This is a genomic window from Pseudomonas sp. GM49 (genome assembly GCF_000282355.1).
Lineage (GTDB): Bacteria > Pseudomonadota > Gammaproteobacteria > Pseudomonadales > Pseudomonadaceae > Aquipseudomonas.
On sequence record NZ_AKJL01000194.1, the window covers coordinates 15,136 to 28,830 of the forward strand.

Below are 13,695 nucleotides of genomic sequence, written 5' to 3' on the forward strand. Positions count from 1 at the left end.
GAACATAGGTGCCATATAGGGGTAGGGGGTATGGGTATGGGTATGTCGCACATTCACGAACACAAAGATGACTTGATCAAGCGGGTGAGGCGGATTGCCGGTCAGGTGGAAGCCGTGGAGCGAGCGCTTGAATCCGATGCCGATTGCGCCAGGACCCTGCATCTGGTGGCCGCTATCCGGGGCGCGGTCAATGGCTTGCTGGATCAGTTCATCGACGCCCACGCCCGCGAGCATGTGGCGCATCCAGATCTCAGCGACGAAGAACGCGCCCAGGGTGTGGAAGACCTGTTGCTGGCCATCCGTCGTTATGCCAAATAGAGGCCCGAATCCTATGGCACTGACACCGCAGGCTTCGCGTTTTTCACACGACCATGTGTTTCTCGGCGCTTCCCATGATGAAAACGCCCGTCGCACCTTGTGGGTGGTGGCGCTGACGTTTGTGATGATGATTGGCGAAATTGCCGCCGGTTACATCACCGGTTCCATGGCGTTGCTGGCCGATGGTTTTCACATGGCCACCCATGCCGGGGCCTTGGGCATTGCTGCGGCGGCCTATGGATTCGCACGGCGCAATGCCAACAACGCGCGTTACAGCTTCGGCACCGGCAAGGTCGGGGACCTAGCGGGTTTTGCCTCGGCCATGGTGCTGGGGCTGGTAGCGATCGGCATTGCCGGGGAATCGGTTTTTCGTCTGTTTCAGCCAACGACAGTGGCATTCACCGAAGCGACAGTGATTGCGGTGGTGGGGCTGGCGGTGAACATTGCCAGTGCCTTTTTGCTGGCGGGCGACCACGGTCATCATGGCCATGATCACAGCCATGACCACGGCCATCATCACGACAACAACCTGCGCTCGGCCTATGTCCATGTGCTGGCCGACGCCTTGACTTCGGTGCTGGCGATTGCCGCATTGCTGGCAGGGCGCTATCTGGGATGGGTGTGGCTGGACCCGGTGATGGGCATTGTGGGCGCCATCGTGATCGCGAAATGGGCTGTTGGATTGATGCGTGACAGCGCAGCGGTGTTGCTTGATGTCACGGATACACATGTCGCCGACGAGATTCGTGAACTGCTCGAGTCGTCGGACGATGTGCGCATCAGCGATCTGCATGTCTGGCAGGTCGGCCCCCAGGCGCGGGCCGCGATTGTCAGCGTTGTGGCGGCGGCCAATGTCAGTGCCGATACCATTCGCGAGCGCCTGGCGCCGGTTCATGAGTTGTCTCACCTGACCATCGAACACCGCACAGCTTGAGCGGCTTTCACGACTGAACCATCGGTCAATCACTGAACAGCGGAATCCGTCCATTCGTGGAGGGGCGGTATTCCCGTTTCAGCTGGTCCAATGCTGGCTCCATTGCCAGGAACTGCTTGAGCGTCGCGCCAGCAATGCTCAACGCCAGCAATTGCCCCGGACATTGATGGCGCCCCGCACCGAAGGTGAAGCTGCGCCGGTTCGGACGGTCGAGCAGGAATGCGTCGGGGTTGTCGTTGAGCAGCGGGTCGCGATTGGCCGAGGCCAGTAGCACCAGGATCACGTCTGTGGCATTCAGCTTCACCCCGTCAATCTCGCAGGGGGTGGCGACGAAGCGACGGGTGTTCTGTACCGGCGGGTCAAAGCGCTGCACTTCGGCCAGCAGGTCTTCGATATTTGTTGATTCGCTGCGCAACGACGGATGTTGAATCAATGCCAGCACGGTGTTGCCGATCAGCCCGGCAGTGGCCTCGAAGGTCTGGGAGAAAAGGCCGGTCAGGTTGGCGATCAGGGTTTGCGGCGCGCCGGACGCGAAGCGCTGGCGGATGCCTGCAAGCAGAAGGCTGTGGTTGTCCGGGTCGGCCAGAAGCTCGACACAGTAACCGCTCAGTTGTTCGGCGGCAGCATGGGCGGCGGTCAATTGTGCCGCGGCACTCAAGGGCGACAGGCAGGCGACGAAGTCTGCCGTCAACTCGCTGATGGCGCGGCCCTGAGCCGGGGTGAAACCCAGCAACGCCGCCACCACGCACACCGGTCCACGAAACATGGCGTTGTACAGACCAGCGGCATCCGCGGTCATCAATCGGGCGCTGACCAGGGCTGCGACTTCCCGCGTATCGATCAACTCCAGCCCTGGCGCAATCGCCGACCGCGGGCAACGCTGGCGTTCACCTTCATTCATGCGCATCAGTTGACCGAACACCTGGCCGGCCATGCCATCGGCAATCGCCTTGGGGACTGGCTCCTGCGCGGGGCGAACGTGGCAATCGGGATGAGCCAGCACGGCGGCCACCGCCCGGGCGCTGCTGGCCACCCACATGTTCAGCCCCGGATGAAAAACCAGCCCACCCCCGGCGCGCAGTTGTGCGTAGTAGGGATAGGGATCGGCATGGGTCGCAGCGATGATCGGGTCCATGGGTCACAGCCTTTTGTTGTTGGAAAGTGTTGCTACTATCTCCAGTCCGAAAGGGCATTGATTCGTCCGGGAGCGAAATATGAGCGCAGAACAACACGACGTCGGAGTCTCGCAAGTGGCGGCAGCCATCGCGGAGCCTGCGCGGACGAAAATCCTCTGCTCACTGATGGACGGCCACGCTCGCACCAGCACCGAACTGGCGGCGGTGGCCGAAGTCAGCGCGTCGACTGCCAGTGCCCACCTGGCCAAACTCAAGGAACTGGCACTGGTACGGCTACACGTTCAGGGACGTCACCGCTATTACAGCCTGGCGGACAAACGTGTGGCCCAGGCCCTGGAAGCACTGATGGTGATCGGCCAGAACACCGCGCCGGGCTTCCAGTCGCGTACCCCGGACCGCCTGCAATTTGCCCGCACCTGCTACGACCACATGGCGGGCACCCTGGCCGTGCTGTTGCATGACCGGATGCTTGAAGCGGGCTGGCTTGTGGAAACCGACGAACAGGCCTATCGCTTGAGTGACAGTGGTTCGGCAATGGTTCAAGGGCTTGGGATCGAGGTACAGGACTTGAGCACGTTGCGCCGTCGCTTTGCCTGCCCGTGTCTGGACTGGAGCATGCGCCGGCCGCACTTGGGTGGATCGCTAGGGGCGGCGTTGTTGCAAACGGCGCTCAAGCGCAAGTGGGTGACGCAGGATCTGGACAGTCGTGCGTTGGGGCTGACGGCGTTGGGGCGCAAGGAGATGGCGGGGCGGTTTGGGGTTGAGTTGCCGCTGCTGGTTGAAGGCAACGGCAAAAGATCACCGCTTGCAGCAGCTCCGACCACGCCGGGTGTATCCGTTAACGATCAATAGTATTTTTCCGGTTGTTTCTGTGGTGACTGACATACTGCCTTCGTCGGATCGCCGCCCGGAGCAAGCCCGCTCCCACAGGGGGGGAGTGGTGGATTCGCCAGTACAATGCAAACAAAAAGCCCCCCATCGGTCACCCGATGGAGGGCTTTTGTACGTCTGGCGTCAGGTCAAACCTTGACGATCCAGCCCGCTGGCGCTTCGATGTCGCCGGTTTGCACGCCAGTCAGCTCTTTGTAGAGCTTCTGGGTGATCGGGCCGACTTCGGTTTCGCTGTGGAACACGTGCAGGTGGTCGTTGTAGTTGATGCCGCCAATTGGCGTGATCACTGCCGCGGTACCGCAAGCACCGGCTTCCTTGAAGTCGGCGAGCTTGTCGATGAACACGTCGCCTTCGACCACGTCCAGACCCAGGCGGGACCTGGCCAGTTCGATCAGCGACAGACGGGTGATGCCCGGCAGTACCGATGGCGAGTTCGGGGTCACGAACTTGTTGTCGTGGGTGATCCCGAAGAAGTTGGCCGAACCGACTTCCTCGATCTTGGTATGGGTCAGCGGGTCCAGGTAGATGCAGTCGGCGAAATGCGCCTTCTTGGCCTGGGAGCCCGGCATCAGGCTGGCGGCGTAGTTGCCACCGACCTTGGCGGCACCGGTGCCTTGTGGCGCGGCGCGGTCGTAGCTGGAGATCAGGAAGTTGTGCGGGGTCAGGCCGCCCTTGAAGTAGGCGCCAACCGGGATGCAGAAGATCGAGAAGATGAATTCCGGCGCGGTGCGCACGCCGATGTTGTCACCCACGCCGATCACGAACGGGCGCAGGTACAGCGCGCCGCCGGTGCCGTACGGCGGAATGAAACGCTCGTTGGCGCGGACCACTTGTTTGCAGGCTTCGATGAATTGCTCGGTTTCGACGAACGGCATCAGCAGGCGGGCGCAGCTGCGCTGCATGCGCAGGGCGTTCTGGTCCGGACGGAACAGGTTGATCGAGCCGTCCTTGCAGCGATAGGCCTTCATGCCTTCGAAGCATTGCTGGCCATAGTGAAGGGCAGTGGAGCCTTCGCTGATGTGCAGCACGTTATCTTCGGTCAGGGTGCCTTTGTCCCACTCGCCATTGCGCCAGTACGACAGATAGCGCTTGTCGGTCTTGATGTAGTCAAAACCCAGCTTGTCCCAATTAATGCTTTCGTTACCCATGACACCCTCTATCACTTAACAACCGCCGAAACGGTTCAAGGCTTCTGACGTTTTTCCGGATGGGCACAACAATACTTCATTCCGGGCCGGTTTCGCAGCCCGGATTGCATTCCTTGTAGGAGCGAGCTTGCTCGCGATGGACGTCAACGATAACGCGCCTCGTCTGAATGACCGCGTTGTCCTGAGTTTTTCGCGAGCGAGCTCGCTCCTACAGGTTCGGGTTAGAAGTGCAGCGCGTGGCCAAGGGCCCGCAGCGCCGCTTCCTGCACCGCCTCACCCAGCGTCGGATGCGCATGGATGGTGCCGCCGATGTCTTCCAGCCGCGCCCCCATCTCCAGGCTCTGGGCAAACGCCGTGGACAACTCCGACACGCCGACGCCCACCGCCTGCCAGCCAACGATCACATGATTATCCCGACGAGCGACCACGCGCACGAAGCCGCTTTTCGACTCCAGTGTCATGGCCCGGCCATTGGCGGCGAACGGGAAGCTCGACACGATGCAGTCCAGACCTGCGGTCTTGGCTTCGTCCGGGGTCTTGCCGACCACCACCAGTTCCGGGTCGGTGAAGCACACGGCGGCGATGGCAGTCGGGTTGAACTCGCGGGTTTTACCGCTGATCAGTTCGGCGACCATCTCGCCCTGGGCCATGGCCCGGTGCGCGAGCATCGGTTCGCCGCTCAGGTCGCCGATGGCATACACGTTGCGCATGCTGGTCTGGCAGCGGTTGTCGATCTTGATCGACGAGCCGTTCATGTCCAGGTTCAGCGCTTCGAGGTTCCAGCCCTGGGTGTTCGGCTTGCGACCGACGGCCACCAGCACCTGGTCGGTTTCCAGGTTCAGGGTGTCGCCATTCGGGTCGAGCACTTGCAAGGTATTTTGTTGTGAATCAAAGCCTTGCACGCTGTGCTTCAAGTAAAGCTTCACGCCGAGTTTTTTCAGTTCGTCGTGCACAGGTTGGGTCAGTTCGGCGTCGTAGGCTGGCAAGATTCGATCCTGAGCCTCGACCACGCTGACGTCGGCGCCGAGCTTGCGATAGGCAATGCCCAGTTCCAGACCGATGTAACCGCCGCCGACAACAATCAAGCGCTTGGGCACGGATGTCGGCGCCAGGGCTTCGGTGGACGAAATGATCGGCCCGCCAATCGGCAGCATCGGCAGGTTCACGCTCCTGGAGCCGGTGGCCAGCACCAGGTGTTCGCACTGGATACGCGTGTCGCCGACTTCCACGGTTTTGCCGTCGATGACCTTGGCCCAGCCTTGCACGACCTGGACCTTGTTCTTTTTCAGCAGTGCCGCGACGCCGGTGGTCAGGCGATCGACGATGCCGTCCTTCCATTCCACACTCTTGCCGATGTCCAGGGTGGGCGCTGATACGCTGATGCCCAGAGCCGAATGCTGGCTGTGGTGTTGCGTTTGATGGAACTGCTCAGCGACGTGAATCAGTGCCTTGGACGGAATGCAGCCAATGTTCAGGCAGGTACCGCCCAGCGATTGGCCTTCCACCAGAATGGTCGGGATGCCCAGTTGGCCGGCGCGGATCGCCGTCACATAGCCGCCAGGGCCGCCGCCGATGATCAGCAGCGTGGTGTTCAGAGTTTGCATGAATTACTCCACAAACAAGGTAGCGGGTTGTTCGAGCAAGCCACGGACGGCCTGGATGAATTGCGCCGCGTCCATGCCGTCGACCACGCGGTGATCGAAGGAGCTGGAGAGGTTCATCATCTTGCGGATCACGATCTGGCCTTTGATCACCATTGGCCGTTCGACGATCTTGTTGACGCCGACAATCGCCACTTCCGGCAGGTTCAGCACCGGCGTGCTGACGATGCCGCCCAAGGCCCCGAGGCTGGTCAGGGTGATGGACGAGCCGGACAGTTCATCGCGGCTGGCCTTGCCGTTACGGGCGGCAGTGGCCAAACGGGAGATTTCCTGAGCGCTGTCCCACAAGCTACGGGCTTCAGCGTGACGCACCACCGGCACCATCAAACCGATGTCGGCCTGAGTGGCGATGCCGACATGCACCGCGCCGAGGCGGGTGATGACCTGGGCTTCGTCGTCGTAACGGGCGTTGATCTGCGGGAAGTCGCGCAGGGCGACGACCAGGGCGCGGACCAGGAATGGCAGCAAGGTCAACTTGCCACGGCTCGCGCCGTGTTTTTCGTTCAGGTGCGCACGCAGTTCTTCCACCGCAGTTACGTCGATTTCTTCGACATAGCTGAAGTGGGCGGCGCGCTGGGTGGCGTCCTGCATGCGCTGGGCAATCTTGCGGCGCATGCCGATCACCGGGATCTGCTGTTCATCAGTGCGCTGGGCGTAAGCGGCGGGGGCCGGCGCCGAGGCGTTCGACTGACCCTGGGCCAGATAGGCTTCGAGATCGTCGTGCAGAATCCGTCCGGCGGGGCCGCTGCCACGCACCAGACGCAATTGAATGCCGAGGTCCAGCGCATGCTTGCGCACGGCCGGGGAGGCCAGCGGCCGCTCATCGGCCTCGCGAGCAACCATCGGGCCCTGACAAACGGCGGCCGGACGCGGAGCTGCGACGGGTTTGCTTTCAACCACAGCGTCAACTTTGGGTGCGGCCACCGGGGCTTCTTTGACGGGAGCCGGTTGCGCCGATTCCTTAACGTTGCCCGCGCCTTCGACTTCAATGCTGATCAGCACACTGCCAACCGCCATGACTTCGCCCGGCTGGCCACCGAGGGCAATGACCTTGCCATGCACCGGCGACGGAATATCCACCATCGCTTTATCCGTCATGACATCGGCCAGCACCTGATCCTCGACGACCATGTCGCCGACCTTGACGTGCCATACCGACAATTCAACTTCTGCAATGCCTTCGCCAATGTCCGGCATTTTAATAACGTGCGTGCCCATTCAGACCTCCATGACCCGTTTCAACGCCGCGCCCACTCGGGACGGGCCTGGGAAATACGCCCACTCTTGCGCGTGCGGGTAAGGGGTGTCCCAACCGGTGACGCGTTCGATCGGCGCTTCCAGGTGGTGGAAGCAATGCTCTTGCACCAGCGACACCAGCTCGGCGCCAAAACCGCAGGTACGGGTCGCTTCGTGCACGATCACGCAGCGTCCGGTTTTCTTCACGGACTTGGTGATGGTTTCCAGGTCCAGTGGCCACAGGCTGCGCAGATCGATGACTTCGGCGTCTATGCCGGTTTCTTCAGCGGCGACTTGCGACACGTAGACGGTGGTGCCGTAGGTCAGCACGGTGACGTCCTTGCCCGGACGGGCGATTGCGGCAACGTCCAGCGGTACGGTGTAGTAACCATCCGGAACCTGTGCGGCGGGATGTTTTGACCAAGGGGTTACCGGGCGCTCGTGGTGGCCGTCGAAAGGGCCGTTGTACAGGCGTTTCGGTTCCAGGAAGATCACCGGGTCATCGTTTTCGATGGAGGCGATCAACAGGCCTTTGGCGTCGTAGGGGTTGGACGGCATGACGGTGCGCAGACCGCATACCTGGGTGAAGAGTGCCTCGATGCTCTGGCTGTGGGTCTGGCCGCCGTAGATGCCGCCGCCGCAGGGCATGCGCAGGGTCATTGGCGCGGTGAATTCGCCAGCCGAGCGATAACGCAGGCGCGCGGCTTCGGAAATGATCTGATCGTAGGCTGGGTAGACGTAGTCGGCGAACTGGATCTCCACCACCGGGCGCAGGCCGTAGGCGCCCATGCCCACGGCAGTGCCGACGATACCGCTTTCAGAGATCGGCGCGTCGAACACTCGGGAGGTGCCGTACTTGGCTTGCAGGCCTTCGGTGCAGCGGAACACGCCGCCGAAGTAGCCCACGTCCTGGCCGAACACCACGACGTTGTCGTCACGTTCAAGCATCACATCCATGGCCGAGCGCAGGGCCTGGATCATGGTCATGGTGGTCGTGGTCATGGCGGATTCCAGTTCGATATTGTTGTTGTGATCGTTCATGTCAGATCCCCAACTCTTGACGCTGGCGCTTCAAGTGCTCCGGCATCTCTTTGTAGACGTCTTCGAACATGGTCGCGGCGCTCGGAATCTGGCCGCCGGCGAGGGTGCCGTACTGTTCGGCTTCTTTCTGTGCGGCGATCACTTCGGCTTCCAGTTCCGCGCTGACGGCGGTGTGTTCCTCTTCGGACCAGTGACCGGTCTTGATCAGGTGCTGCTTGAGGCGCGCGATCGGATCGCCCAACGGGAAGTGGCTCCAGTCATCGGCCGGGCGGTATTTCGACGGATCATCGGAGGTCGAGTGCGGACCGGCGCGGTAGGTGACCCATTCGATCATGGTCGGGCCGAGGCCGCGGCGGGCGCGTTCGGCGGCCCAGGCAGAGGCGGCGTAGACCGCGTAGAAATCGTTGCCATCGACCCGCAGGGAGGCGATGCCGCAACCGACGCCACGACCGGCGAAGGTGGTGGCTTCACCACCGGCAATCGCCTGGAAGGTGGAGATCGCCCACTGGTTGTTGACCACGTTGAGGATCACCGGTGCACGGTACACGTGGGCGAACGTCAGGGCGGTGTGGAAGTCCGACTCGGCGGTGGCACCGTCGCCGATCCACGCCGAGGCGATTTTGGTGTCGCCCTTGATTGCCGAGGCCATGCCCCAGCCCACGCCCTGAATGAACTGGGTGGCGAGGTTGCCGGAAATGGTGAAGAAACCGGCGTCCTTGACCGAGTACATGATTGGCAGCTGACGCCCCTTGAGCGGATCGCGCTCGTTGGACAGCAACTGGCAGATCAGGTCGACCAGCGGTACGTCGCGGGCCATCAGGATGCTTTGCTGGCGGTAGGTCGGGAAGCACATGTCGTCGATGTTCAAGGCCAGGGCCTGGGCGCTGCCGATGGCTTCTTCGCCGAGGCTCTGCATGTAGAACGACATCTTCTTCTGACGCTGGGCGACCACCATGCGGTTGTCGTAGATCCGCGTCTTGAGCATGGCGCGCATGCCTTTACGCAGGATCTCCACCGGCACGTTTTCGGCCCACGGCCCAAGGGCATTGCCCTGGTCGTCGAGCACGCGGATCAGGCCTCGGGCCAGATCAGCCGTGTCAGCCGGTTCAACGTCGATTTGGGGTTTGCGCACCGTGCCTGCATCGGTCAAATGCAGGTAGGAGAAGTCGGTTTTGCACCCTGGGCGGCCCGAGGGTTCGGGGACGTGCAGGCGCAGCGGTTCGTACGCTTGGGTCATGGCTTCTACGCTCGATCTTGTGAATTTCTTGTAGTGAGCTGACAGATTTCATTCGATAAATGAAATCTTGTCCTACAACAATCATAGGCCCGCCCCAGAAGAATATTTCTCTCTGTTTCGTTGCGCTAAAGATCATTTACAGATAAAAAATCTGCATAAACATAAAAAGCAGGTGGTTTTGTCTCATGCGCAAATTGGACCGTACCGATATCGGCATTCTCAACAGCCTTCAGGAGAATGCACGCATCACCAACGCCGACCTGGCGCGCTCGGTGAACCTGTCGCCGACGCCGTGTTTCAACCGGGTCAAGGCCATGGAAGAACTGGGGGTGATTCGCGAGCAAGTGACGCTGCTGGACGCCGATCTGCTGGGGTTGCATGTGAACGTGTTCATTCACGTCAGCCTGGAGAAGCAGGTGGAGGAGGCGTTGCAGCATTTCGAAGAGGCGATTTCCGATCGCCCCGAGGTGATGGAGTGCTACTTGATGGCGGGCGACCCGGACTACCTGATCCGGGTGCTGGTGCCGACCATCCAGTCGCTGGAGCGCTTCATGATGGACTTTCTGACCAAGGTGCCGGGGGTGGCGAACATTCGTTCGAGCTTTGCGCTCAAGCAGGTGCGCTATAAAACGGCATTGCCGTTGCCGGCGAACGGCCTGACTTTGGGCAACTGACATAACGATCACCTTGTAGGAGCGAGCTTGCTCGCGATGGACTTGAGGGCAACGCGTTTGTTCAGAAAACTCGCGTTATCGTTAACGTCCATCGCGAGCAAGCTCGCTCCTACAGGGTCAGAATTTGTTCAGAGGGATTTTCAGGTAAGTCACGCCATTGTCCTCGGCCGGCGGCATATTTCCCGCCCGTACATTCACCTGGATCGCCGGCAGCAACAGCGTCGGCATGCCCAACCCGGCATCGCGCTTGGTGCGCATCTCAACGAAGGCATTTTCGTCGATGCCGTCGCGCACGTGGATATTGCCTTTGCGCTGTTCACCGACGGTGGTCATGCAGCGCGGTTCGCGGCCCTCGGGCGGGTAGTCGTGGCACACGTACAGACGTACGCTGGCGGGGAAGGCCAGCAGTTTGTGGATCGAGGCGAACATCTGGTTGGCATTGCCGCCGGGGAAGTCGCAGCGCGCGGTGCCGACGTCCGGCATGAACAGCGTATCGCCCACCAGAATCACATCGCCGTCGATCAGGTACGCCATGTCCGCCGGGGTATGGCCGGGCACGTGCAACGCGGTGGCCTTGAGGTTGCCGATGCGAAATGACTCGTCCGGGGCGAACAGATGGTCGAACTGCGAGCCATCGATGCAGAATTCCGGCTCAAGATTGAACAGGGCCTTGAACACGTCCTGGACCTTGCAGATCGACTGACCGATAGCGATCTTGCCGCCCAGCTCGCGCCGCAGATAAGGCGCGGCGGACAGATGATCGGCGTGGGCATGGGTTTCCAGCAGCCATTGCACGTGCAACCGGTGTTCGCGCACGAAGGCGATGATCCTGTCGGCCTGGGTGGTGGCCGTGCGGCCGGCGGCCGGATTGTAGTCAAGCACCGCGTCGACAATTGCGCATTGTCCGCCATCGTCTTCGTAGATCACGTAACTGTAGGTCGACGAGGCGTCGTCAAAAAAAGCTTCGATCAGGGCAGGCATGGTGGCCAATTCTTTCGGGATAAGCGTTGAGGGTAGATTCATTTTCCCTGCGCTGACCAGTCTCGCCTGCATTCAGTTAATGAAAAATCCTGCGCGGGCTCTATCCTGTCATCCATCGATACCGGGCGTTCCCGGAGTTAAGTTGCGGATCACGAGTGTTTTATGTTGCTGGCAAGTCTGTTTGGCGTGGTGATGGGGTTGGTGTTGGGGCTGACCGGCGCGGGTGGCGGAATTCTCGCGGTGCCGGCCCTGGTGTTGGGGTTGGGCTGGAGCATGACTCAGGCCGCTCCGGTGGCGTTGTTTGCGGTGGGCAGTGCGGCGGCGGTCGGCGCCATCGATGGTTTGCGTCATGGCCTGGTACGTTACCGTGCGGCGTTGTTGATCGCAGCGCTCGGCGCGGTGTTTTCGCCGGTGGGTATCTACTTCGCCCATCAGTTGCCGGAAAAAATCCTGATGATCCTGTTCAGCCTGCTGATGGTCATGGTGGCCTGGCGCATGCTGCGCCGTGAACGCAAGGGCGATGGACCGAGTGACCACGGCCAAGCGAACTGGGGCCAGAAAAACTGCATGCTCGATCAACAGACCGGACGCTTTTCCTGGACCGCCAAATGCACTGCGACCCTTGCGGCCCTCGGTGCGGTGACCGGCGTAGTGTCGGGATTGCTGGGTGTTGGTGGCGGCTTCCTGATCGTCCCCGCCTTCAAGCAACTGACCGATGTGCAGATGCGCGGAATCGTCGCCACCTCGCTGATGGTGATCTGCCTGATTTCGGCCATCGGCGTGATCGGCGCATTCCATGCCGGCGTGCGCATTGACAGCGTTGGCGCCACCTTTATTGGCGCCAGCATCGCCGGCATGATCGTTGGTCGCAAGCTGTGCGCGCGGGTACCGGCGCGGGCGTTGCAGGTCGGGTTTGCCAGTGTCTGCGTCGTGGTCGCCGCTTACATGCTGTTCAGAGCCAACGCCTGACCGGTACCGGTTCCTGTGGACGCCAGTCGGGTCCACAGGTCTACACCCTAAGTTGCGAACCTCGCCGACAAGCGGTCTTACGACATAGTATTCATGCACCGCCAGCCATTCCAAATCGCCTGAAAACCACCCCCAAGGCAGCGTATGGCGCCGCTGGTCAGGTTTCGATAATCGCCTCCGACACTTAGTCCCCGTATCGGAGCGCGCCATGCACAACAATAAGAACTTCACGCATCGTTTTCTGCCTGTCTTCATCGCCAGTTTGTCCGCCCTTGGCCTGAGCCCAATGGCCGAGGCGGATATCATGCTGTACGACAAGGACCAGACCACGTTCTCCACCGACGGCTACATCAACGCCTTTTATGTGAACAGCGATGTCGACCGTGCCGGCGAACAGTTCGACCGTCGGCAGTCACGGGTGAAGATGGGCTTTTTGCCCAACTACCTGGGCTTCAACATGGGCAAACAGGTAGACGATCTCAAGCTCGGCGCCCGTGCTTCGTTCTGGGTCACCATCAACGACAGCCAAACCAACGGCACCGACACCGCCATCGATGTGCGGCAGTTCTTCGGCACCGTGGCCAACCCGGAGTGGGGCGAGGTGCTGATCGGCAAGGACTTCGGCTTGTTCGCCCGTTCCAACATCCTTCTCGACGAAATGCTCGCCGGTTACGGTCAGGTCAGCGATACGTTGGGGCTGGTGGATGGTGGCGGGGTATCGTTCGGCAACATTGGCACCGGTTACCCGTATCCGTTCCCGACCTCGCAGATCACCTATCGCACCCCGGTGATGGACGGTCTGCGCGTGGCGGTCGGTATCATGGACCCGGTGGACACCAACGACAGCAGCCCGACGGGCAAGGCTTATCAGGAAAACCCGCGTACCGAGAGCGAAGTCACCTATCAGTTCGACCTGGCCGGGGCAAAGATCTACAGCTGGGTCAACGGCAGCTACCAGACCTCGGACAACACTGATTCCACGGTCGAGACCGTCACCTCCAAGGGGGTCGGTTATGGCGTGCAGGCGAAGATGGGTGGCTTGTCCCTCACTGGATCCGGCTTCCAGGCCAAGGGCATCAACCCGTTTTTCACCAACAATGCCGGCGAGCCGACCCTGCGCAACGTCGACAGCGACGGCTACCTGATGCAGGGCTCCTACAAACTGGGCAAGAACCGCCTGGCCTTGTCCTACGGCAAGACCAATGACGATGGCAACGGTGTGGTCGGCAGCGGCGCGGACTACGAGACCCGCGGTATCGCGTTGTTCCATGACGTGAACGACAACCTCAAGCTGGTGGCCGAGTACAACCAGTTCGAAATCAACGGCCACGACACCGACGAGCAGAACGAAGACACCGACACCTTCGCCGTGGGCGCGGTGCTGACCTGGTAACCCCGGGAGGTGGCTCTGGCCGTGCGCATCGCGGCGAGGGCCGCCACCCGTCTCATCCCATCGAAGCGGCTAACCC

Annotated in this window: 13 protein-coding genes; 6 read left to right on the forward strand and 7 right to left on the reverse strand. The window is 61.3% G+C overall.

Going from position 1 to position 13,695, the window contains the following annotated elements:
• Window positions 1–42 precede the first annotated feature (42 nt).
• On the forward strand, window positions 43–318 hold the full coding sequence (locus tag PMI29_RS11700; protein ID WP_033052493.1) for a metal/formaldehyde-sensitive transcriptional repressor: 276 nt from the start codon (window positions 43–45) through the stop codon (window positions 316–318).
• Between the two features lie 13 nt (window positions 319–331).
• Window positions 332–1,252 carry a CDF family Co(II)/Ni(II) efflux transporter DmeF gene (gene dmeF, locus PMI29_RS11695; protein WP_007999600.1) on the forward strand — a complete coding sequence of 307 codons (921 nt, stop codon included), beginning with the start codon at window positions 332–334 and terminating at the stop codon, window positions 1,250–1,252.
• Between the two features lie 25 nt (window positions 1,253–1,277).
• On the opposite strand, the gene PMI29_RS11690 is transcribed toward dmeF, so the two are convergent.
• A complete protein-coding gene (locus PMI29_RS11690; RefSeq protein ID WP_007999603.1) occupies window positions 1,278–2,387 on the reverse strand; it encodes a cytochrome P450 in 1,110 nt (369 codons plus the stop codon).
• A gap of 79 nt (window positions 2,388–2,466) precedes the next feature.
• Between PMI29_RS11690 and PMI29_RS11685 the strand changes: the two genes are divergently transcribed.
• Entirely contained in the window at window positions 2,467–3,240 is a 774-nt protein-coding gene (locus PMI29_RS11685; protein WP_007999605.1) for an ArsR/SmtB family transcription factor, read from the forward strand.
• A gap of 167 nt (window positions 3,241–3,407) precedes the next feature.
• Here the strand turns inward: PMI29_RS11685 and PMI29_RS11680 are convergent, their stop codons facing one another.
• The 5 genes from PMI29_RS11680 to PMI29_RS11660 all read right to left on the reverse strand — a co-directional run bounded on the left by PMI29_RS11680 (window position 3,408) and on the right by PMI29_RS11660 (window position 9,602).
• Complete coding sequence (locus tag PMI29_RS11680; RefSeq protein ID WP_007999608.1) at window positions 3,408–4,427, reverse strand: branched-chain amino acid aminotransferase; 1,020 nt, start codon at window positions 4,425–4,427, stop codon at window positions 3,408–3,410.
• A gap of 221 nt (window positions 4,428–4,648) precedes the next feature.
• A complete protein-coding gene (gene lpdA, locus PMI29_RS11675) occupies window positions 4,649–6,031 on the reverse strand; it encodes a dihydrolipoyl dehydrogenase (protein WP_007999610.1) in 1,383 nt (460 codons plus the stop codon).
• A gap of 3 nt (window positions 6,032–6,034) precedes the next feature.
• Window positions 6,035–7,306 (reverse strand): dihydrolipoamide acetyltransferase family protein, encoded by a 1,272-nt coding sequence (locus tag PMI29_RS11670; RefSeq protein ID WP_007999612.1) that lies wholly within the window; start codon window positions 7,304–7,306, stop codon window positions 6,035–6,037.
• Window positions 7,307–8,365 (reverse strand): alpha-ketoacid dehydrogenase subunit beta, encoded by a 1,059-nt coding sequence (locus tag PMI29_RS11665; protein WP_007999615.1) that lies wholly within the window; start codon window positions 8,363–8,365, stop codon window positions 7,307–7,309.
• 1 nt (window position 8,366) lies between these two features.
• The gene (locus tag PMI29_RS11660) at window positions 8,367–9,602 is read right to left on the reverse strand and encodes a 3-methyl-2-oxobutanoate dehydrogenase (2-methylpropanoyl-transferring) subunit alpha (protein WP_007999617.1); all 1,236 of its coding nucleotides are present in this window, start codon (window positions 9,600–9,602) and stop codon (window positions 8,367–8,369) included.
• 185 nt (window positions 9,603–9,787) lie between these two features.
• Between PMI29_RS11660 and bkdR the strand changes: the two genes are divergently transcribed.
• Window positions 9,788–10,276, forward strand: coding sequence for a Bkd operon transcriptional regulator BkdR (gene bkdR / locus PMI29_RS11655; RefSeq protein ID WP_007976593.1), 489 nt, complete (start codon window positions 9,788–9,790; stop codon window positions 10,274–10,276).
• Window positions 10,277–10,393: 117 nt separating this feature from the next.
• Here bkdR and PMI29_RS11650 read toward each other — a convergent pair whose 3' ends face one another.
• Window positions 10,394–11,257: an MBL fold metallo-hydrolase gene (locus tag PMI29_RS11650; RefSeq protein WP_007999618.1), complete on the reverse strand. Its 864-nt coding sequence runs from the start codon at window positions 11,255–11,257 to the stop codon at window positions 10,394–10,396.
• 162 nt (window positions 11,258–11,419) lie between these two features.
• On the opposite strand from PMI29_RS11650, the gene PMI29_RS11645 reads away from it, so the two are divergent.
• Entirely contained in the window at window positions 11,420–12,226 is an 807-nt protein-coding gene (locus PMI29_RS11645; protein WP_007999620.1) for a sulfite exporter TauE/SafE family protein, read from the forward strand.
• Window positions 12,227–12,434: 208 nt separating this feature from the next.
• Window positions 12,435–13,619: a porin gene (locus tag PMI29_RS11640; RefSeq protein WP_007999623.1), complete on the forward strand. Its 1,185-nt coding sequence runs from the start codon at window positions 12,435–12,437 to the stop codon at window positions 13,617–13,619.
• Window positions 13,620–13,695: the final 76 nt, after the last annotated feature.

Excerpts from the sequence above, each read along its gene's own strand:
- PMI29_RS11700 (WP_033052493.1), top strand. The coding sequence starts at position 43 with ATGTCGCACATTCACGAACACAAAGATGACTTGATCAAGCGGGTGAGG.
- PMI29_RS11650 (WP_007999618.1), bottom strand. The coding sequence starts at position 11,257 with ATGCCTGCCCTGATCGAAGCTTTTTTTGACGACGCCTCGTCGACCTAC.
- PMI29_RS11660 (WP_007999617.1), bottom strand. The coding sequence starts at position 9,602 with ATGACCCAAGCGTACGAACCGCTGCGCCTGCACGTCCCCGAACCCTCG.
- PMI29_RS11665 (WP_007999615.1), bottom strand. The coding sequence starts at position 8,365 with ATGAACGATCACAACAACAATATCGAACTGGAATCCGCCATGACCACG.
- PMI29_RS11690 (WP_007999603.1), bottom strand. The coding sequence starts at position 2,387 with ATGGACCCGATCATCGCTGCGACCCATGCCGATCCCTATCCCTACTAC.
- PMI29_RS11670 (WP_007999612.1), bottom strand. The coding sequence starts at position 7,306 with ATGGGCACGCACGTTATTAAAATGCCGGACATTGGCGAAGGCATTGCA.
- PMI29_RS11645 (WP_007999620.1), top strand. The coding sequence starts at position 11,420 with ATGTTGCTGGCAAGTCTGTTTGGCGTGGTGATGGGGTTGGTGTTGGGG.
- PMI29_RS11685 (WP_007999605.1), top strand. The coding sequence starts at position 2,467 with ATGAGCGCAGAACAACACGACGTCGGAGTCTCGCAAGTGGCGGCAGCC.
- PMI29_RS11680 (WP_007999608.1), bottom strand. The coding sequence starts at position 4,427 with ATGGGTAACGAAAGCATTAATTGGGACAAGCTGGGTTTTGACTACATC.
- lpdA (WP_007999610.1), bottom strand. The coding sequence starts at position 6,031 with ATGCAAACTCTGAACACCACGCTGCTGATCATCGGCGGCGGCCCTGGC.
- PMI29_RS11640 (WP_007999623.1), top strand. The coding sequence starts at position 12,435 with ATGCACAACAATAAGAACTTCACGCATCGTTTTCTGCCTGTCTTCATC.
- bkdR (WP_007976593.1), top strand. The coding sequence starts at position 9,788 with ATGCGCAAATTGGACCGTACCGATATCGGCATTCTCAACAGCCTTCAG.
- dmeF (WP_007999600.1), top strand. The coding sequence starts at position 332 with ATGGCACTGACACCGCAGGCTTCGCGTTTTTCACACGACCATGTGTTT.